17 protein-coding genes and 4 pseudogenes are annotated in these 19,360 nt (G+C 72.4%); 11 read left to right on the top strand and 10 right to left on the bottom strand.

Going from position 1 to position 19,360, the window contains the following annotated elements; translation table 11 throughout:
- Window positions 1-81: 81 nt before the first annotated feature.
- The 3 genes and pseudogenes from BJF79_RS40860 (at window position 82) to BJF79_RS40870 (ending at window position 3,135) form a co-directional block, all read left to right on the top strand.
- Entirely contained in the window at window positions 82-1,347 is a 1,266-nt protein-coding gene (locus BJF79_RS40860; protein ID WP_075905502.1) for a glycine betaine/L-proline ABC transporter ATP-binding protein, read from the top strand.
- Between the two features lie 145 nt (window positions 1,348-1,492).
- Window positions 1,493-2,221: pseudogene (locus BJF79_RS40865) on the top strand (ABC transporter permease); the annotation flags it as partial.
- 62 nt (window positions 2,222-2,283) lie between these two features.
- Window positions 2,284-3,135: a glycine betaine ABC transporter substrate-binding protein gene (locus BJF79_RS40870; RefSeq protein ID WP_262403321.1), complete on the top strand. Its 852-nt coding sequence runs from the start codon at window positions 2,284-2,286 to the stop codon at window positions 3,133-3,135.
- Window positions 3,136-3,168: 33 nt separating this feature from the next.
- Here the strand turns inward: BJF79_RS40870 and BJF79_RS40875 are convergent, their stop codons facing one another.
- From BJF79_RS40875 to BJF79_RS67865, 3 genes are all read right to left on the bottom strand, one after another.
- Window positions 3,169-3,975 (bottom strand): hypothetical protein, encoded by an 807-nt coding sequence (locus tag BJF79_RS40875; RefSeq protein WP_262403322.1) that lies wholly within the window; start codon window positions 3,973-3,975, stop codon window positions 3,169-3,171.
- A gap of 126 nt (window positions 3,976-4,101) precedes the next feature.
- Entirely contained in the window at window positions 4,102-6,018 is a 1,917-nt protein-coding gene (locus BJF79_RS40880) for a (Fe-S)-binding protein (protein ID WP_410050208.1), read from the bottom strand.
- 32 nt (window positions 6,019-6,050) lie between these two features.
- Window positions 6,051-6,248, bottom strand: a complete 198-nt coding sequence (locus BJF79_RS67865) for a hypothetical protein (RefSeq protein ID WP_410050209.1) — start codon at window positions 6,246-6,248, stop codon at window positions 6,051-6,053.
- A 344-nt stretch (window positions 6,249-6,592) separates the two neighbouring features.
- Between BJF79_RS67865 and BJF79_RS40885 the strand changes: the two genes are divergently transcribed.
- A complete protein-coding gene (locus BJF79_RS40885; protein WP_075905470.1) occupies window positions 6,593-7,219 on the top strand; it encodes a TIGR03086 family metal-binding protein in 627 nt (208 codons plus the stop codon).
- Window positions 7,220-7,248: 29 nt separating this feature from the next.
- On the opposite strand, the pseudogene BJF79_RS40890 reads toward BJF79_RS40885, so the two are convergent.
- Window positions 7,249-8,456 (bottom strand): annotated as a pseudogene (locus BJF79_RS40890) (acetyl-CoA C-acetyltransferase).
- 185 nt (window positions 8,457-8,641) lie between these two features.
- Between BJF79_RS40890 and BJF79_RS54620 the strand changes: the two are divergent.
- The 6 genes from BJF79_RS54620 to BJF79_RS40910 all read left to right on the top strand — a co-directional run bounded on the left by BJF79_RS54620 (window position 8,642) and on the right by BJF79_RS40910 (window position 13,103).
- Complete coding sequence (locus BJF79_RS54620) at window positions 8,642-8,833, top strand: hypothetical protein (RefSeq protein ID WP_143220833.1); 192 nt, start codon at window positions 8,642-8,644, stop codon at window positions 8,831-8,833.
- Between the two features lie 121 nt (window positions 8,834-8,954).
- Entirely contained in the window at window positions 8,955-9,158 is a 204-nt protein-coding gene (locus tag BJF79_RS40895; RefSeq protein WP_075905472.1) for a hypothetical protein, read from the top strand.
- Window positions 9,159-9,239: 81 nt separating this feature from the next.
- Entirely contained in the window at window positions 9,240-10,322 is a 1,083-nt protein-coding gene (locus BJF79_RS40900) for a 3-hydroxyacyl-CoA dehydrogenase NAD-binding domain-containing protein (protein ID WP_262403323.1), read from the top strand.
- Entirely contained in the window at window positions 10,319-10,822 is a 504-nt protein-coding gene (locus BJF79_RS64050) for a 3-hydroxyacyl-CoA dehydrogenase family protein (RefSeq protein ID WP_262403324.1), read from the top strand. Before BJF79_RS40900 ends, BJF79_RS64050 begins: the two co-directional genes overlap by 4 nt.
- A gap of 96 nt (window positions 10,823-10,918) precedes the next feature.
- Entirely contained in the window at window positions 10,919-11,923 is a 1,005-nt protein-coding gene (locus BJF79_RS40905; protein ID WP_262403325.1) for an AraC family transcriptional regulator, read from the top strand.
- Between the two features lie 283 nt (window positions 11,924-12,206).
- Window positions 12,207-13,103 (top strand): trypsin-like serine peptidase, encoded by an 897-nt coding sequence (locus tag BJF79_RS40910; RefSeq protein ID WP_075905476.1) that lies wholly within the window; start codon window positions 12,207-12,209, stop codon window positions 13,101-13,103.
- Between the two features lie 90 nt (window positions 13,104-13,193).
- Here BJF79_RS40910 and BJF79_RS64055 read toward each other — a convergent pair whose 3' ends face one another.
- The 6 genes and pseudogenes from BJF79_RS64055 to BJF79_RS64070 all read right to left on the bottom strand — a co-directional run.
- Window positions 13,194-14,261: a hypothetical protein gene (locus BJF79_RS64055; RefSeq protein ID WP_262403326.1), complete on the bottom strand. Its 1,068-nt coding sequence runs from the start codon at window positions 14,259-14,261 to the stop codon at window positions 13,194-13,196.
- Window positions 14,262-14,508: 247 nt separating this feature from the next.
- Window positions 14,509-15,039: pseudogene (locus BJF79_RS64060) on the bottom strand (RNA polymerase sigma factor); the annotation flags it as partial.
- Window positions 15,040-15,143: 104 nt separating this feature from the next.
- Window positions 15,144-16,094 carry a hypothetical protein gene (locus tag BJF79_RS40925; protein WP_075905480.1) on the bottom strand — a complete coding sequence of 317 codons (951 nt, stop codon included), beginning with the start codon at window positions 16,092-16,094 and terminating at the stop codon, window positions 15,144-15,146.
- Between the two features lie 246 nt (window positions 16,095-16,340).
- A complete protein-coding gene (locus BJF79_RS40930; RefSeq protein WP_143220834.1) occupies window positions 16,341-16,964 on the bottom strand; it encodes an RNA polymerase sigma factor in 624 nt (207 codons plus the stop codon).
- Between the two features lie 128 nt (window positions 16,965-17,092).
- Complete coding sequence (locus BJF79_RS64065) at window positions 17,093-17,527, bottom strand: substrate-binding domain-containing protein (protein WP_262403332.1); 435 nt, start codon at window positions 17,525-17,527, stop codon at window positions 17,093-17,095.
- Window positions 17,528-17,529: 2 nt separating this feature from the next.
- Window positions 17,530-18,273 (bottom strand): annotated as a pseudogene (locus tag BJF79_RS64070) (LacI family DNA-binding transcriptional regulator); the annotation flags it as partial.
- Window positions 18,274-18,332: 59 nt separating this feature from the next.
- Here BJF79_RS64070 and BJF79_RS40940 point away from each other — a divergent pair.
- Window positions 18,333-19,331, top strand: a complete 999-nt coding sequence (locus tag BJF79_RS40940) for a zinc-dependent alcohol dehydrogenase (RefSeq protein ID WP_075905482.1) — start codon at window positions 18,333-18,335, stop codon at window positions 19,329-19,331.
- Window positions 19,332-19,360: the final 29 nt, after the last annotated feature.

The raw sequence follows: 19,360 nt of genomic DNA on the forward strand, positions 1-19,360 counted from the left end.
GAGTCTCGTCGAGTCCGGGCGCCTGGACGTGTAGGCGACCCGTTTCCGCGCCGTTTGGACGTGGGAACCCGGAAGGAGATCGTGTCCATACTCCGCGCGGAAGGCGTCACAAAGCTGTTCGGCCGTAAGACGACCGAGGCACTACGGAGGATCAAGAACGGCGCGGACCTTGAGGAGGTTCGCAAGATCGGCGTCATGCCCGCTGTGGTCGACGCCACGTTCGAGGTGAAACAGGGCGAGATCTTCGTGGTCATGGGGCTGTCGGGCTCCGGGAAGTCCACGTTGATCCGGATGCTGAACGGGCTGTTGCCGGCGACGGCGGGCAGCATCGAGATCGAAGGCCAGAACATCGCCAAGCTGCCGCCGAAGGCCCTGCGGGCCGCGCGGCAGAACAAGGTCAGCATGGTCTTCCAGCACTTCGCGCTCTTCCCTCATCGGACGGTTCTGGCGAACGCCGCCTACGGGCTCGAAGTACGCGGCGTCCCGAAGGAAGAACGAGAGAAGCAGGCCCGCGAGTTCCTCAAGCTGGTCGGCTTGGAGGGCTGGGAGAGCAAGCTTCCCGGTCAGTTGTCGGGTGGGATGAAGCAGCGGGTCGGGCTCGCCCGGGCGCTGGCTTCGGGCACCGACATCATTTTGATGGACGAGGCGTTCAGCGCCCTGGATCCCCTTATTCGACGGGAGGTCCAGGATCTGCTGCTGGATCTGCAGTCCCGGTTCGGTAAGACGATCGTGTTCATCACGCACGACCTGAACGAGGCCATGCGCATCGGCGACCGCATCGCGGTGATGCGCGAGGGGCGGATCGTCCAGATCGGGACGGCCGAGGAGATTCTCACCGATCCGGCCAATGACTATGTCGCGCAGTTCGTCGCCGACGTGGACCGTACCAGGGTGCTGACCGCGTCGTCGGTCATGGAGAAGCCGCTGGTCACGGTGCTCGCGACGACGGGTCCGCGGACGGCGCTGCGCACGATGCGCGAGCAGCAGACGTCCGCGGCGTTCGTCGTGACGAAGGACCGCAAGCTGCGGGGACGGGTGCGCGCGGCGCGGGTCGCCGACGCGGTGCAGGACGGCGTCGACAAGCTCGACGGGCTGATCGACGCGGAGGATCCGGAGCCGGTGTCGCCCGACACCCCGGTGGCGGAGCTGTTCGCGCGGTGCGCGGAGAGCGACCTGCCGGTGCCCGTGGCCGATGCGGACGGGACGTTGCTGGGCGTGATCCCGCGGGTCACGCTGCTCGCGGCGCTGGGTGCGATCAACACGCAGGTGGACGACGCGGTCGTGCAGGACGTCGTGGGTTCGGAGCTGGCGCTGACGAAGGAGGGCGGCAAGAGTGACGCCGACTAAGGCGGTGGAACTGCCGCGCCTCGACGTCGGCGAGTGGTTCGCCACGATCGTGGACTGGTGCACCGACAACCTGAGCTGGTTGTTCGACGGCATCGGGTCGCTCGGCGAGTGGGCGGTGGAGGGCCTGGCCGAAGGGCTGCTGGCGCCGCCGCCGCTGGTGGTGATCGCGGTTCTGGCGGTCATCGGGCTGGTCGTGGCGAACTGGAAGGTGGGCCTGTTCGGGCTGGTGGGGTTCGCGCTGATCGACAGCATCGAGCTGTGGGAGCAGGCGATGGACACCCTGGCGCTGGTGCTGGTGTCGGCGTTGATAGCGGTGCTCATCTCGATCCCGGTGGGCATCGCGGCGGCACGCAACGACATGGTGAGCCGGGTCGCGCGGCCGGTGCTGGACCTGATGCAGACGATGCCGGCGTTCGTCTACCTGATCCCGGCGATCTTCTTCTTCAGCATCGGCGTGGTGCCGGGCATGGTGGCGACGGTGATCTTCGCGCTGCCGCCGGGCGTCCGGCTGACCGAGCTCGGCATCCGCGGCGTCGACCCGGAGATGGTCGAGGCCGGTGAGGCGTTCGGGACGCCGCCGGGCCGCATCCTCACGCGGATCCAGATCCCGCTGGCGATGCCGTCGATCATGGCGGGCGTCAACCAGCTGATCATGCTGTCGCTGTCCATGGTCGTGATCGCGGGCATGGTCGGCGCGGGCGGTCTCGGCGAGGTGGTGCTGCAGGGCATCCAGCGCGTGGACGTCGCCACCGGGTTCGAGGGCGGCATCGCCGTCGTCGTCCTGGCCATCTTCCTGGACCGGATCACCGGTGCCCTCGGCGACCGGACGAGCGTTCAGCGCGCCATCGCCCCCGCGGGCACCAACGGCGTCTGAGCAAAAACAGTAAGGAAAGGACGGGCATGCGCCTGAAACTCAAGGGTCTTGCGGTCGGGGCCATGGCTCTGACGCTCGGTTTCGGCACCGCGGCGTGCGGGTCGGAGGACTCCGGCTCCGGCGGGGACGACAAGAGCATCACGATCGGCATGGTCTCGGGCTGGGCCGAGGGTGAGGCCGCCACGCACCTGTGGAAGAACCTGCTCGAGGACAAGGGCTACGAGGTCGAGGTCAAGACGCTCGACACCGGCCCCCTGTACACGGGCATGGCGCAGGGCGACGTGGACCTGTTCCTCGACGCCTGGCTGCCGGGCACGCACGAGGACTACTGGAAGCAGTACGGCGACAAGCTGGAGAAGGTCGGGTCCTGGTACGACTCGGCGCCGCTGACGATCGCCGTGCCGAACTACTCGCCGCTGCAGTCCCTCGAGGACCTGAAGGGCAAGGCCGGGGAGTACGACGGGACGATCGTCGGCATCGAGCAGAGCTCGGGCCTGTTCCGGGTGTCGTCGGAGGAGATGCTCCCCGCGTACGGGCTCGACGAGGAGTGGAAGGTCAAGACCTCCTCCACGCCCGCGATGCTGACCGAGCTGCAGAAGGCCATCGAGGCCAAGGAGAACATCGTCGTCACCCTGTGGCGTCCCCACTGGGCCTACGCGAAGTTCCCGATCCGTGACCTGAAGGACCCGAAGGGCGCCATGGGCAAGCCCGACGGCATCTTCACCGTCGCGCGCGAGGGCTTCAGCGAGGAGCAGGCGGAGGTCGCCGGCTGGCTGAAGAAGTTCAAGATGGACGACAAGCAGCTGGGGTCGCTCGAAGACCTCATGGAGAACAAGCACAAGGGCAAGCCCGACCAGGCCGTGGACGAGTGGCTGAAGGCGAACCCGAACTTCGCGACGTCCATGACGGGCTGATCGCGCGCCGCCGGGCGTTCCGTCCGGCAGGTGTCAGAGGGCCGTCCGGTGCGAACCGGACGGCCCTCTGCCGTTTCCGGACGGGTCAGTGCGCGAGCCCGACGACGAACAGGACGGCGACGAGCCCGACCCCGGTCGCGCAGAGGGTGAGCACGCGGGGATGCCGGCTGTGGGCTTCGGGGAGGATCTCGGCGGCGGCGAGGTAGAGCAGGACTCCGGCGAACAGCCCGAGGTAGGGGCCGAGGACGGCGTCGGGGACGGTGCCGAGCGTGGTGAGCGCGGCACCGCGATGGGGGCGATGGCGTCGGCGAACAGGAGGGCGAGGGCGGGGCGGCGGTCGGCGCGGCGCAGGGACGCGGCGGTGAAGGTGTTGAAGCCGTCGGCGAAGTCGTGGGTGACGACGGCGAGGGTGACGACGACGCCGACGTCGGTCCCGGACTGGAAGCCGAGGCCGATGCTGATGCCGTCGACGAGGCTGTGCAGGACGAGCGCGAGCGCGGCCAGCAGGCCCGCCCGGGACCCGCCGGGGGCGTGTCCGTGTCCGTGGGCGTGGACGTGCGGGGCGTACTCGTCCTCGTGGGCGCGGTGGATCGCGACGGCCTGCTCGACGACGTGCAGCAGCAGGAACCCGACGGCGAACCCGATCATGGGTGCGGGGACGCCGAGGGGGTGCGCCCCCGCGAGTTCGAGGGACTCGGGGATGAGGTCGAAGGCGACGACCCCGAGCATGAGGCCGCCCGCGAGGCCGAGGACGAGGTGCCGGTGGTCGCGGACGCGCATCGCGGCGAGCCCGCCCGCGAGCGTCATGAAGAACGCGAGCACTGACACCAGGACGGCCATGGCCCGGTCTCTACCCGCGTGCGTCTTCCCGCCCGTCTATGGGCCGCTACAGAACGCTTGACCATCCGGCCAAGGGCAACGGCCCCGCCCCCGGACGAACCGGGGACGGGGCCGTGTGCGCGCGCGTTACTCGGCCGCGACGGGTTCCTTCTCGGGGGCGGTGCCCTCGCCCTTGATGGAGCGGATCAACAGCTGGGAGACGTCGACGACTTCCAGGGATTCCTTGGCGTCGCCGGAGTTCTTCTTCTCGTTGATCGCGTCACCGAGCATGACCAGGCAGAACGGGCACGCGGTGGAGACCGTGTCGGGGTTGGTCTCCAGTGCCTCGTCGACGCGCTCGGTGTTGATGCGCTTGCCGATGCGCTCTTCCATCCACATCCGGGCGCCGCCGGCGCCGCAGCAGAAGCCGCGGTCCTTGTGCCGGTGCATCTCCTGGGTCTTGACGCCGGGGACGGTCGCCATGATGTCGCGCGGCTGCTTGTAGACCTTGTTGTGGCGGCCCAGGAAGCAGGGGTCGTGGTAGGTGATGTTCTCCTCGATCGGGGTGACCGGGGTGAGCTTGCCTTCCTCGACCAGGTGCGCGAGCAGCTGGGTGTGGTGGACGACCTCGTAGTCCCCGCCGATCTGCGGGTACTCGTTGGCCAGGGTGTTGAAGCAGTGCGGGCACGTCGCGACGATCTTCTTCGCCCCGGCGTCGTTGAGCGTCTCGACGTTCTGCTGCCCGAGCATCTGGAAGACGAACTCCATGCCCAGGCGGCGGGCCGGGTCACCGGTGCAGGCCTCCATCGGGCCGAGCACCGCGAACTTGACGCCCGCGATGTGCAGCAGCTCGGCGACGGCCTTGGTGGTCTTCTTGGCCCGGTCCTCCAGGGCGCCCGCGCACCCGACCCAGAACAGGTACTCGGTGTCCTCGGGGAGCTTGTCGTCGACGACCTCGACCTCGAAGTCGAGCTCCTCGATCCACTCCAGGCGCTTCATCTCGGACATCCCCCACGGGTTGCCCTTGTTCTCCAGGTTCTTCAGCATGACGCCGGCCTCGGACGGGAACGAGGACTCGATCATCACCTGGAAGCGGCGCATGTCCAGGATGTGGTCGATGTGCTCGATGTCGACCGGGCACTGCTCGACGCACGCGCCGCAGTTGGTGCACGACCACAGGACGTCGGGGTGGATGACGCCGTCGTCGGCGACGAGTTCCTTGTCCACCTGCATGGCGAGCTTCTGCTCGTCGGTGAACTTCTCGCGCTCCTCCTCGGAGGCGAGCATGTAGGGGGCCTTGGCCAGGGCGTGGTCGCGCAGCTCCAGGATCACCATCTTGGGCGACAGGGGCTTGCCGGTGTTCCACGCCGGGCACTGGGACTGGCAGCGACCGCACTCGGTGCAGGTCGCCATGTCGAGGAAGCCCTTCCAGGTGAAGTCCTCGATCTTGCCGCGGCCGAAGACGTCCTCGTCGGGGTCGGCCTCCTCGAAGTCGAGGGGCTTGCCGCCCGACATCATCGGCTGCGCGGCGCCCAGGCCGTCCGGACGGCGCTTGAACATGACGTTCAGCGGGGCCAGGAAGATGTGCAGGTGCTTGGAGTGCACGACGAACACCAGGAAGATGAACGCGACGGCGATGTGCAGCAGCAGGCCGACGGCTTCGAGCACGTGGAGGGTGTCGTCGGACATGCCCTCGAACAGGTTCCCGGTCAGGTGGGAGAAGTACGCGGCGCCGCTGTAGCCGAAGTTGTCGCGCGCGACCTCCACGCCCCGGAAGAAGAACATCGTCCAGATCACGTTGAAGATCATGAACAGCGTGATCCAGGCGCCCGACAGGTGCGAGCCGGAGAACCGCGACTTGCGGCCGATGCGCTTGGGGGAGTTCTTGAACCGGATCGCGGTGAACACCGCCAGGCCCAGGAAGCACGCCAGGGCGATGGTGTCCTGGACGAACCCGATCGGGCCCCATGTCTGCAGGAACGGGATGTGCGCCTCAAGCCCGAACAGCAACTGGACGGCGGCTTCGAGGTAGACGGTGGCGAGCAGGAAGAACGCCCACATCACCGCGAAGTGCGCGGCGCCGGCGATCGTCCACTTCAGCAGCTTGCGCTGGCCGAGGACCTCGACGGCCTGGCCCTCGACGGCCTTCTTGGGCTCCCGCTTGACCTGCAGCGTCCGCTCCGGGTCGGCTGCCCGACCATCGCGGTCTTGTACAGGAACTGCACCCGCCGCCCGGCGAGCGCCAACGTGACCGCCAGTCCGGCGAGCCCGATGATCAACGTGATCCAGTACACTGTTCCGTCCTCCTGGGTACGGGCGATGGCAGTCAGCGTAGGGCTCGTGACAGACTGCGCCTCATCCGGGTCCCGAATACTACTCGGTAGTAGCTTATGTGTTCCACACGCAGGTCGGCACCGTCGCAGACCAGGACGGAGCGTACCCGGCGGCTCCTCCCCCGGTACACAGCGCCTACGGCGGAACGTTCGTCCGCTGTTCCGTCACAATCTTCTTGTGCGCGCGCACAGCTCCTTCCGCGTCCCGGCACACCGTCGAATCGCCGTTCCGACTATCGATGAGTTCCGCGCCGTCCGGGAGTCCCCATCCTGAAGACCGGGACTGCCACCAGGAGGACGCACCGATGACGACGACCATCGACCACGGCCCCGCCGCCCGACGGCTGGCCGGGCTGCTCGCCGCGATCCCCGACTCCGCACTGACCATGCCGACGCCGTGCGCGGACATGAACCTCGCCGCGCTGCTCGACCACGTCCACGGGCTGTCGATCGCGTTCGCGCAGGCCGCGACCAAGGACCTGCCCGAGGGCGGCTCGCGGCCGCCGACCGTCGACGCGGCGCGGCTCGTGTCCGACTGGCGCGCTCGCATCCCCGAACTGCTGGACGAGCTCGCCGCCGCGTGGCGCGCCCCCGAAGCCTGGGAAGGGATGACGGAGGCGGGCGGGGTGAAGCTGCCGGGCGAGATCGCGGGGAACGTCGCGCTGAACGAGATCGTCGTGCACGGCTGGGACGTCGCGCGCGCCACCGGGCAGCCGTACGAGGCCGGGGCGGACGAGGTCGAGGCGTGCCTCGCGTTCGTGGGGCCGTCGGTCGAGGAGAGCGGCGGCACGGGCGTCGACGGGCTGTTCGGCCCGGCCGTCCGGGTGCCGGACGGCGCCGCGCCGCTCGACCGGCTGATCGCCATGACCGGACGGGACCCGGCGTGGACGCCCGCGCCCGGCTCGCCGGTGCAGCGGACCCCGGCGCCCTAGGCGGGCACCGGGGTCCGGCGGGCGGTGCGTCAGACGCGTTCGAAGATCGCGGCGAGGCCCTGGCCGCCGCCGATGCACATCGTCTCCAGGCCGTAGCGGGCCTCGCGGCGGTCCATCTCGCGGGCGAGGGTCGCCAGGATGCGGGCGCGGTCGCGCCGACCGGGTGGCCGAGCGAGATGCCGGACCCGTTGACGTTGACGCGGTCCCAGTCGCCGTCCGCCAGGCCCCACTCGCGGCCGACGGCGAGGACCTGCGCGGCGAACGCCTCGTTCAGCTCGATGAGGTCCATGTCGGCGAGGGTCAGCCCGGCGGCGGCGAGCGCCTTGGCGGTGGCCGGAACCGGCCCGATGCCCATCGTGCGCGGCGGCACGCCCGCGCGCCCCCACGAGACGAGCCGGACGAGCGGGCGCAGCCCGAGCTCGGCGGCGCGTTCGGGCGTCGTCACGACGCACGCGGCCGCCGCGTCGTTCTGCCCGCTGGCGTTCCCGGCCGTGACGGTGGCCTCGGGGTCGCCCTTGCCGAGGACGGGACGCAGCCGCGCGAGCCCCTCCATGGACGTGTCGGGGCGCGGGTGCTCGTCGGTGTCGACGACCGTGTCGCCCTTGCGGCCCTTGACGGTGACGGGGACGAGCTCGTCGGCGAACCGTCCGTCCCGCTGGGCGGCGACGGCCCGCGCGTGCGACCGCACGGACAGTTCGTCCTGCTCCTCCCGGCCGATCTTGTACTCGCGCCGCAGGTTCTCGGCGGTCTCCAGCATCCCGCCGGGCACCGGGTGGTTGATGCCGCCCGCGGTGACGCGCCCCTGGGCGAGGGCGTCGTGCAGGTCGATGGACGGGCCGCGCACGCCCCAGCGCGCCTTCGTCGTGTAGAAGGGGGCGTTGCTCATGCTCTCGGTGCCGCCCGCGACGATCACGTCGCTGACGCCGGTCTGGATCTGCATGGCGGCGTTCAGGACCGCCTGGAGTCCGGATCCGCAGCGGCGGTCGAGCTGGGTGCCGCCGACCTCGACGGGCAGCCCGGCGTCCAGCGCGGCGACGCGGCCGATCGCGGGGGCGTCGGCGTTGGGGTTGCACTGTCCGAGGATGACTTCGTCGATCGCGTCGCCGGGCAGGCCGGTGCGCTGGACGAGCGCCCGGATGACGGTGGCGGCCAGCTCGACCGGCGAGACGGGCTTCAGTACCCCGCCGAACCGGCCGATCGGGGTCCGCAGCGGCTCGCAGATGACCGCTTCGCGCATGTGCATGCTCCTCAACTCGTCAGTGGCGGCGCAGTCTGAAGGTTATGTCGTCGTTTCGGCCGGGTGGCCGCCGGGCTTCCGCCCAGTGGAGGTTCGGACAAGAACCGGACCCGGCCGCGAACGGGCCTTCTGCGGGCGATCCGGAGTCATTACATTCCCGGTCACACTCACCTTTTGGGGGTTCCATGGCCGGGTTGCCGATGAAGCTGCTCAAGATGCTCCTCGCCGCGCTGACGGCGGTGACGCCGGTGTCGCTGCCCGCGATCGCGGTGGCCGGGGCGCTCGGCGCCACCGCCGTCGCGTCCGCCGGTTGCGCGGTCGAGACGGACGACGACGGGGACGACGATGACGACGACGAGGGCTTCGACGACGACTGATCCGAGGGCGTCCCGAGCGGACGCGTGAGACCGTCGGCGCCCGGGGTAGCACCCCCGTGGCGCGTCCGGTTCCGGACGCGCCGTCCACGGGACGCGGGGGGCTCGGATGGCGGGGTTGCCGATGAAACTGCTCAAGGCGCTGCTCGCCGTGGTGACGGCGCTGACACCGGCGTCGCTCCCGGCGGTCGCGGTGGCCGGGGTCCTCGGGGCCACGGCCGCCGTGACGGCCGGATGCGGCGGCGGCGAGGACGGCGACGACGAGCAGGAGCGGGACGACAACGAGCGGAACGACCAGAACGAGCAGGACGACGACGGCGGGTACTGATCGCGGGCGCGCACCGGGACGGGTCCGGCATCCGGGACGCCCGTAGCATCGTGCCGACGGACGGCGGCACGAGGAGACGGCATGGTGCAGGACGCTGAGCGGAACGCCGAGCGGTGGGCGCGGGACGTGCGGACGATCCGGGTGATCGGCACCGGCGCGATGGGGCGCGGCATCGCGCAGCTCGCGGCGGCGGGCGGCGTGACCGCCGAACTCGCCGACGTCCGCCCGGAGGCGGTCGTCGAGGCGGTCGAGTACGTCTCCGGGATGTTCGACAAGCTCGTCGCGAAGGGCCGGATGGACGCCGCCGACGCGGCGGCGGCGAAGGCGCGGCTGCGTCCGGTGGGCGAGCCGCTGACGCCGTTCGGCGAGTGCGACCTCGTCGTCGAGGCCGTCCGCGAGGACATGGACACCAAGCGGGAGCTGTTCGCCGCGCTGGAGAAGGCGGTCCCGGCGGGGACGGTGCTGGCGACCAACACCAGCTCGCTGCCGGTGACGGCGATCGCGGCGCCCCTCACCGACCCGTCCCGGCTGGCCGGGCTGCACTTCTTCAACCCGGTGCCGCTGATGCGCCTCGTCGAGGTGATCGCGGGCGCGCGGACGGCCGGCTGGATCCCGGACGCGCTCGCCGCGCTCGTCCGGCGGCTGGGCCACGAGCCGGTGCACGCGCCCGACGCGCCCGGGTTCCTGGTGAACCACGCGGGGCGCGGGCTGGTGACGGAGACGATGCAGATCCTGTCGGAGGGCGCCGCCGAACCGGTGGACATCGACCGGATCGCCCGGGACGTCCTGGGCCTCAAGATGGGCCCGTGCGAGCTGCTCGACCTGACCGGCCTCGACGTCTCGCACCCGGTCATGGAGTCCGTGTGGACGGGCTTCTACACGGAGCCGCGGCTCCGCCCGTCCCGCGTGGGGCGGGCGCGCATGGAGGCGGGGCTGCTCGGCCGCAAGACCGGCGAGGGCTTCTACCCGTACGTGGACGGCGTCAAGCGGGAGCCCGCCGAGGCGGCGGTGCCCGGGGACGCCGAGCGGCGGCCGGTGTGGATCCACGCGGGTGACGCCGACCGGGCGCGGGCGCGCGGGAGACGCTGGGCGCGCTGCTGTCGGCGGCCGGGGTCGAGGTGGAGCGGGCGGACGCGCCGTCCGGCCGGGCGGTCGTGCTGGTGACGCTACGGGGAGCCGGGCGCGCGGTCGCGCTGCAGGAGGGGTTGCCGCCGGAGCGGACGCTGAGCGTCGACCCGCTCGGCGGGTTCTTCACGCGGCTCACGCTCGGCGTGCACCCGGCCGTCGACCGCGCCGCGGGACGCGCGGCGTTCGCGGCGCTCGCGGCGACCGGACGTCCGGTGAGCGTCGTGCGGGACGGCCCGGCGCCGATCGCGCAGCGGCTGCTGGCGTCGATCGTGAACGTCGCGTGCGGGATCGCTGAGCAGGACCTCGCGCGTCCGGCGGACATCGACACGGCCGTCCGGCTGGGCCTCGGCTACCCGCGCGGCCCGCTGGAGTGGGGCGACCACGTGGGCGCGGAGGTCGTGCTCGACATCCTGGAGGGGCTGTCGCTGGGCACCGGCGACCCGCGCTACCGGCCGTCCACGTGGCTGACGGAGCGGGCCGGGCTCGACCTCCCGCTGACCGAGATCGGCACCCGCCCGGCCGACCTGACGGGCTGACGTCCTGACGAAAGTTCCTCCGCCGTTCAGCCTCCCGTACCCGGCCGGTCCCCGTACCTTCCTCTCGCGATGATCTTCGTTGGCACGGAGGTTCGGTTGATCGAGACGGTGTTCAGGACGGCGGACGTGCCCCGCGCGGACCGGATCGACTACTGGCGCGAGCTGGTGGCCCGGTCCCGCGCCCCGGTGGAGCTGAGCGTCGACCGCGACCGGTTCGAGGCGCGCGAGCGCACGCTGCGGCTCGGCACCGGCCCGGACGCGGTGACCGTCCTCGCGACCGCGACGAGCCCGGCGACCGTCCGCCGGACGCCCCGGCTCGTCCGGCTGGCCGATCCCGAGGTGCTGTACCTGTCGCTGGTGCTGCGGGGGGACGTCGAGGTCGTCTGCGGCGACCGCGAGTTCCGGTACGGGCCCGCGCAGTGGGCGGCGCACGACTCGTCGCGTCCCGCGACGATCCGCCTGGCGGGCGGGTCGGGCCCGTTCGAATGCGCCGGGGTCGTGGTGCCGAAGCGGCTGCTGTCGGTTCCGGCCGACCGGATCGGCCGGGCGGTCGGGCCGCCGCTGCCGGGGCGCGACGGGATCGGGGGGCTGCTGGCGGTCACGCTGACGAACATCATCGCCGACCCCGGCGCCTACCGCCCGTCCGACGGCCCGCGCCTCGCGACCGTCCTGGCAGACCTGGTCTCGGCGCTGCTCGCCCACGCGCTCGACGCCGACGGCGCGGCGGACGGGACGGACGGCGCGCCGCCCGAGGCCCGCAGGCGGACGCTGCTGCTGCGGGCGCACGAGTTCATCGACCGGCACCTCCAGGACCCGGACCTGGACCCGGCCGCGGTCGCCGCCGCGCACCACATCTCCGTGAGCTACCTGCATCGGCTGTTCAGCGCGGAGGGCGTCACGGTCGCGGCGTGGATCCGGCTGCGGCGGCTGGAACACGCCCGGCTGGCGCTGGCCGATCCCGCGCTGCGCGCCGTCCCGGTCCACCGCATCGCCGCGATGTGGGGGTTCACGCACCATTCGGCGTTCTCGCGGGCGTTCCGCGACGCGTTCGGGCTGGCACCCAGCGACTACCGCCACGGGGCGCTCGCCGCTCGCGCGTGAACGGCTCGCGCGTGAACGGCTCGCGTAGACGGATCGTCAAGGAACCGTAGACCGCACGCCAAGGACTTCCCCGCCGATCGTGCCGAAGATCAACTCGTGATGAAACGACGCTTCACCGTTCTCGGCACGACCCTCCTCGCGCTGGTGGCGGCAGCCCCCGCCGTGCGCCCGGCGCGCAGCACGGGAGCCGGCCGCCGCGGACCCCTGGACGGCCGCGACGGCTCGGCCGCCGCCTCGGCGGCGCGGTCGGCGCGCTGGTCGAGGAGTACTGGCGCCCGAGCGCATGGCCGCCGCGAAACCGACCCCCGCCCCCGAGGTGACACCGCCCGCCAAGTCGTCCGCGTCCGGGCAGGCCGCCGCGGAGGCGCCTCCGGCGGCCGAGCCGGAAAGCGGCGACGGCTACATGCCGCCCGCCACCGCCGGTTCCGGCGAATCCGACGGTTCCGGCGAACCGGCCTTCGAGACCAAGGCGCTGACCTACTTCTCCACCTCGAAGATCTGGGCGGACCACGGGCGGATGCCCGCCCGGACCGTCGGGAAGCTCTTCTACACCCGCAACGGGAGCGGCTACTACTGCACGGCCGCCACGATCAACTCCTCCAACCGGAACACGATCTGGACGGCCGGGCACTGCGTCACCGACGGCAGCCGCAACTGGCACTCGAACTTCGCGTTCGTCCCCGACTACCACGACGGCAAGCGCCCGTACGGCACGTGGACGGCCCGGTCGTGGGCGGCGCCGAACGGCTACTTCGACGGCAAGAACCACCGGTACGACATGGGCGCGCTCGCGCTGAACCTCAGCAACGGCCGCCGGGTCGGCGACGTCGTCGGATACCAGGGCTACCGGTTCGGCGAGGGCTACAACGAGACGACGTTCCACGACACGCGCTCGTTCGGGTACCCGCAGAACACGCATCCCGCCCGCTCCGGGATCAGCTCGAACAAGCTGCGGTTCTGCGTCGGCTACGCCGCGGCGGACGCCCTCTACAAGCGGATCGGCTGCGACATGGGCGGCGGCTCCAGCGGCGGGCCGTGGATCACCGAGATGCCGCTCTCCCGGGGCTGGGGCTACATCGTCGGCCACAACGCCTGGCACTACGGCAACGACCCGTGGGAGTACGGTCCGACGCTCGGGACGGCGGCGATCAACGTCCGCGACGCCGTCCACACCGGCTGACGGGCCTTGGCCCCTCGCTCCGGTGTGGGGCGGAGGCCGAGGGGCCGAGGGTCTGGCGGGGCGGGGCGGACGGGACGGGGCGAGCCGGGGTCAGGAGGGCTGCTCCACGGGCGGCGTGGGCTTGGTGTCGGTCCAGCCGCTGTCCCGGACGGTCGAGGCGTAGATGACGAATCCGGGCTTGAGGTCCCGGTAGGTGGCGCCGGGCTTGGTCAGCACGGTCCGCCGGGCCAGCACCTTCCCGGTCTCCTTGGCGAAGACGATCTCTTCGCGGCTCTCGTAGGTGCCCGCGTCCTCGGCCGGGCCGCCGTACTCGCCGGTGACCTCGACGACCTCCGGCAGGGACGCCAGCGCGACGCCCTTGCGGCCCAGCGAGTCGGTGGTCTCACCGATCGCCGTCACCCCGGGCTGCGCGGCCAGCGCCCGCATCAGGCCCGCCCGGACCTTCGGGGGGAGCGGCACCGAGTTCAGGCGCCCGACCACGGTGATCGGCCAACGCGAGCGGAACTCCTTCGTCTTCATGTGGGCGGGCAGTTCCGCGTCCTCCGGGATCATCGCGTTCTTGCGGAGCGACTCGGAACCGTTGAAGAACCGCTCGGCGAGCTGCTTCGGGTCGGTCGGCAGCTTCTGCATCTCCTCCAAGGTCAGCTCGCCGCGCAGCCACTTGCGGCTGCCGTCGGACGTGCCGTCGTTCTTCCACTCCGACCCCTTCGACGCGTCCAGGGTGAGGGACTTGTCGGTGGACCACACCTTGATCTTCGCCGGGGCGCCGGCCTTCTTCCAGCCCGCCTCGTCCGCCGGCGTCAGCGGTTCGGCGGGCAGCTCGCGCCAGTGGAACGTCGTGCCGACGCCGGGCTCGGCACCGGTCCAGCTGAAGTCCTCGATGCGCGCGCCCGCCACGGCGTAGGTGCCGGACTCGGCCCGCACGACGTACGACTGCTCGGAGAGCTTGTTGGAGAACCAGTACTTGCCGGTCTCTTGCTTCGCGGCGTTCTCCGCGGCCACCAGGACGGCCTGCTTGCCGAGGTCCACGCCGGGCTGCGGGCCGCCCGCCTGCCCGCCGCCCCCGGGGGGACGGGTCGCCCGCGCCGATCGCCGAGATCGCGACGGCCGCGGCCGCGCCTCGCCGCGACGACGCCGAGCCCGGCCTTGAGCGGCCACCCGAAGCGCGCCTTCGCGCGTCCGCCCGCACCGGACGCCGGGTCCGCGATCTCCCGGCGGAGCCGCCGCCGCCCCTCGTCCTCGGCCGTCCGGGTGGGGGGTTCGTCCAGCATCTCGCGATCGCCTTCATCTCGTCCATGGTCAGTCTCCTTGCGTCGGGGCGAGGGCCGCCCGCAGCTTCCGGCGCCGCCCGGTTCAGCCGGGACCCGACCGTGCCGAACGGGATGCCGAGCACGGTCGCGATCTCCTGGTGCGACAGCTCCGCGAGCGCGACGAGCAGCACGACGTCGCGTTCCTTGCGGGACAGCCCGGCCAGCGCGCGCGCCAGGCTCGGCCGCATCCGCACGGCGGACACGGCGGTCGCGACGCGGTCCTCGTAGCCGCCCGCGTCCGGTTCCGGGCCGAGGCGGGCCATCGCCCGGTAGCGGCGGGTCTCGGCGCGGCGGTGCTGCGCGACGAGGTTGGTCGCGATGCCGAACAGCCAGGGCCGGACGTCGCCCTTCGCGGGGTCGAACGAGTCGCGGCGGCGGAACGCGGCGAGGAAGGTCTCGGCGACGACGTCCTCCGCGGCCTGCGCGCCGAGCCGTCCGGCGACGTACCGGTGGATCACCGGGAAGTGCCGGTCGTAGACGTCGGTGAACCGGTCGGGCCGGTCGCGGGACGCGGTGACGAGCGTGGCGTCGTCGATCTCGGGCGCGGCGGTCACGGGGCCGTCCGCGGGCCGGGTTCGTCGGGCATGGCACACCTCCGGGGGGATGGTCGTCACCCGGTACTCCACCGGTTCCGCGACCCGCTTTCGCTTTCCGCCGCGACCGCGGCCGGGCCGGACGCCGAAGGCCCGCCGTCCCCGGCGGGGGACGGCGGGCCCGTGGCCCGTCCGGCTCAGAAGGGCGGCTTCGCGGGCGGCTCCGGCTCGCTGTCGGTCCAGCCCGCGTCGCGGACGACGAAATAGTTGATCACGAATCCGGGCTCGCGGTCCCGGTACGGGCCGCCGGGCTCGGTCAGGACCTGCTGCAGCGCCAGCACCTCGCCGGTCTCCCGGTCGAAGACGATCTCCTCGCGGCTGCCGTACCGGCCCTGCTCGGCGGCCGGCGTGCCGTACTCGCCGGTGACCGTCCGCGGGGTGCTCACGGAGGCCAGCGCGACCCCCTTCCGGCCGAGCGGGTCGACGGCCTCGCCGATCGCCGTGATCCCCGGCTGCTCGGCCAGCGCCCGCATGAGCCCGGCCCGCGTGTCCGGCGAGAGCGGCGCGTCCTGGAGGATCTCCCCCGCCCGGATGACCTTGTCGCGCGGCTGGTTCATCTCGGCGCGCCGACGCTTCATCGCCTCCCGGACCTCGGGGTCGTCCAGCACCGGCGGCTTGCCGTTGGCGCCTTCCCAGTCCGCACCGAAGAATTTCTCGCCGAGGGTCTTCGCGTCGGTCGGCAGGGCCTGGATCTCCTCGATCGTGCGGCCGCCCAGCCACTTCCCGCCGCCCTGCGGGTTCGGATCGTCGACCCGCCACGCCGTCTTCGACCGGTCGTAGGTGTAGTAGTGGTCGTTCGACCAGACGCGGAACTCCGACGGCGAGCCCGCCTTCTTCCACGCCGCCTCGTCCTTCGGCGTCAGCGGCCTGGACGGGATGTCGCGGCCGTAGAACGCCTCGCCCATGCCCGGCTCGGCCCCGGCCCAGCGGAAGTACTCCGAGTGCGCGCCGACGATCGCGTAGGAGCCGGTCGCGGCCCGGATCATGTACGACTGGCCGCTGATCATGTCGGAGAACCAGTACTTGCCGGTCTCCTGCTTCGCGGCCCGTTCCGCCGCCGCCAGGACGGCCTGCTTGCCGAGGTCCACCGGGGCGGCCTGCGAACCGCCCGGACCGGACGGCGCGGCCCCCGATCCGGCGGCCGAGATCGCGACGGCCGCGGCCGCGCCCTCCGCGACCAGCCCGAGCCCCGTCTTGACCGGCCACCCGAACCGGACGCGGCGCGCGCGCGTGGCGGCGTCCGTTCGTCCCCGAACATACGGGCGCGGGCGTCCGCCGTCTCCCGGACGGTGGGCGGCGCGGGCTCCCCGTACGCGTCCTTGATCATCCGCATTTCATCCACGGTCGTCCTCCCCGTCCCATATCGGGTTCGTTCCGCCCAGCGCCTTGCGCAGCTTCTTGCGCGCGCGGCTCAGCCGCGACCCGACCGTCCCGTACGGGACGCCGAGCGCCGCCGCGATCTCCCGGTGGCCGAGGTCGGCGAGGGCGGCGAGCAGCAGCACGTCCCGTTCGCCCGCCGACAGGTTCGCGATCGCGCCCGCGAGCCGTCCCCGCACGCCCTGGGCGCTGACCCGCGCCTCCACCTGCTCGGCGTGCCCCTCGGCCGGTCCGACCGGGCCCGGCCCTAGCCGCTCGCGGGCGCGCAGCCCGCGCACCTCGCCGCGCCGGTGCTTGGCGACGAGCTTCGTGGCGATGCCGTACAGCCAGGTCCGGACGGCCGCCCTGGACGAGTCGTAGCGGTGCCGCACCCGGAACGCCTCAAGGAACGTCTGGGACGCGATGTCGGCACCGGCGTCCGGGCCGAGCCTGCGGACGGCGTAGCCGCGGATCTCCGCGAAGTACGCGTCGAAGATCTCGCCGAACCGTTCGGGGTCGTCCAGCGACGCCCGCACGGCGGCGGCGTCGTCCGCCCGCGCGGATCCGCCGCCCGGCGGGTCCGCGGTCAGTGGCTCGCCCATGTAGGTGCCTTTCGGTTCGCGGTCGCGATGGTCGCCCTCGTATCCCCCGGACCCCGCCGCGCCTTTCCCGCCTTTCGCACCGGATCGTCGAGATCGCACCGGATCGAGCGGTGCCGCCGGACGGGCCGTCAGCGCGGGGCGGGCCCGGTGGAGCGGCGGATCGCGAGGTGGGAGTCCAGGACGACCTGGTCGCGGGCGGGGCGGACGCCGTGGCGGTCGCGCACCGCGAGGAGCATGTCGACGGCGGTCCGGCCGGACTCCTCGAACTGGCCGGCGAGCGTGGTCAGCGGCGGCGAGCAGAAGTCCGCGCCGAAGATGTCGTCGTAGCCGACGACGCTGAGGTCGGCGGGGACGGCGACGTCCCGTTCGGCGCACCGGCGCAGCACGCCGATCGCGAGCAGGTCGTTGTGCGCGACGGCCGCGACGCGCCCGTCCCGAGCGCGGCGTCGGCGGCGGCCGCGCCACCGGCCAGGGTGGGCGGGAACGGGCCGATCCGGCGGGCGTCGATGCCGTGCCGCGCGGCGGCCGTGGCGAGGGCCTCCCAGCGGCGCGCGCCCAGCCAGGAGCGGGGCGGCCCGGCGAGGAAGACGATCGAGCGGTGCCCGAGCGAGGCGAGGTGCTCGACGATCTGCCGGGTGCCCTCGGCGTGCTCGACGTTGACGCTGGGCACCCCGGCGACCTGCCGGCTCACCAGGGTGATGCGGTGCCCGGCGGCGAGCTTGGTGATCTCCTCGTCGGACATCCGGCTCGCCGCGATCACGAAGCCGTCGACGGACGGGCCGAGCCGCTCGATGTTGCGCGCCTCGACCTCCGGCGACTCCTCGGTGTCGCCGACGATGAGCGTGCAGCCCGCGGCGCGCGCCTGGTGCTCGGCGCCCCGGATCACCCCGAAGAAGTGGGGGTTGGTGATGTCGGAGACGAACAGGGCGAGGGTGTCGGTCCGGCCGGAGGGCAGCGCCCGGGCCAGGGTGTTCGCGCGGTAGCCGAGCCGGGCGGCCACCTCGGCGACCCGCGCGGCGGTCACCGCGTTGACGCGTCCGGGGTTGGACATCGCGCGCGACACCGTGGACGGCGACACCCCGGCCTCCCGCGCCACGTCGTAGATCGTCGGCCGCGCCGTCCTGCCGTCCGTCCTGCCGTCCGTCCTGCCGTCCGACTTGCCGTCCGGCTTGCCTTCCGCCATGCGCCGTCCCCTCCGCCCGACCCACGAGCCCCGCGCCTCGGCGCCCGCCCCAGTTTCCCCACGATGGAAAGTTTTGGCAACCGCTTGCCATGCCGCTGACCATGACTTTAATGTCAAACCACACATTCCACCCTTGTGGCGCAGGTCACACGACCGCCGCCACCGTCGAGCGAAGAACGGAACACATGCGGGCAATCGTCCTGACGGAACCTGGGCGCGCCGAGGTCGTCGACTCCCGGGCGGAGCCGGAACCCGGACGGCACGACGTGGTCGTCGAGATGACCGCGGTCGGCCTGTGCGGATCGGACCTCGGCGTCCACGACGGCACCCGCCCGACGCCCGCCCTGCCCTGGGTGCTGGGCCACGAGGGCGGCGGCCGGATCGTCGCCGTGGGCCCGGACGTCACCGACCGGCGGGTCGGGCAGCAGGTCGTGATCGAGCCCAACTACTGCTGCTTCGCCTGCCCGCCGTGCCTGCGCGGCATGACGTCCGGCTGCGAGCGCAGGCTCAGCCCCGGCATCACGGTTCCCGGGGTGCTCGCCGAGCGGGTGGCCGTCCCCGCGCGGTTCGCGTGGCCGCTGCCGTCCCCGGTCGACACGGGGATCCTGGCGTGCATCGAGCCGTACGCGGTGGCCCGGTCCGCGGTCCGCCGCGCGGGCGTGGGCCCCGGCACCGCGTGCCTGGTCGTCGGCGCCGGATCGCAGGGGCTGTTCACCTGCCTTTCGCTCCTGGAGGCCGGGGCCCGCGTGTTCGTCACCGACTCCCGGCCCGACCGGGTCGCGTTCGCCGAGCGGATCGGGGCCCGTCCCGTCCGCCCCGGGGACGAGCGCGCCTTCCCGTTCGTCTTCGACACCGCCGGGGTCCCCGCCTCCTGGGAGACGTCGGCGCGCCGCGTCTCGACCGGCGGGACCGTCATGGTGATCGGCATGAGCAGCGAGCCGGTCGGGCTCTCCACGATGGAACTCACCCGGCGGCAGCTCCAGGTGCGCGGCTCCCTCATCTACGACCACCCGGACGACTTCGCCGGCACCGTCGCGGCGGTCGCCGACGCGGCGTCCCGGCTCGCCGGGGTGCTGCGGCCGGGCGTGCCCCCGGACCGGGCGGAGCGCGCCTTCGCCGACGCCCGCACGGCGCCCGGCAAGTCCTGGATCGACCTGTCCGCCTGGGGAGAGGACCGCCCATGACCCCCGACACCCCCGCGCCGCCCGAACCC

This window comes from Actinomadura sp. CNU-125, from assembly GCF_001942465.1.
In the GTDB taxonomy this organism is placed as follows: Bacteria; Actinomycetota; Actinomycetes; order Streptosporangiales; family Streptosporangiaceae; genus Spirillospora.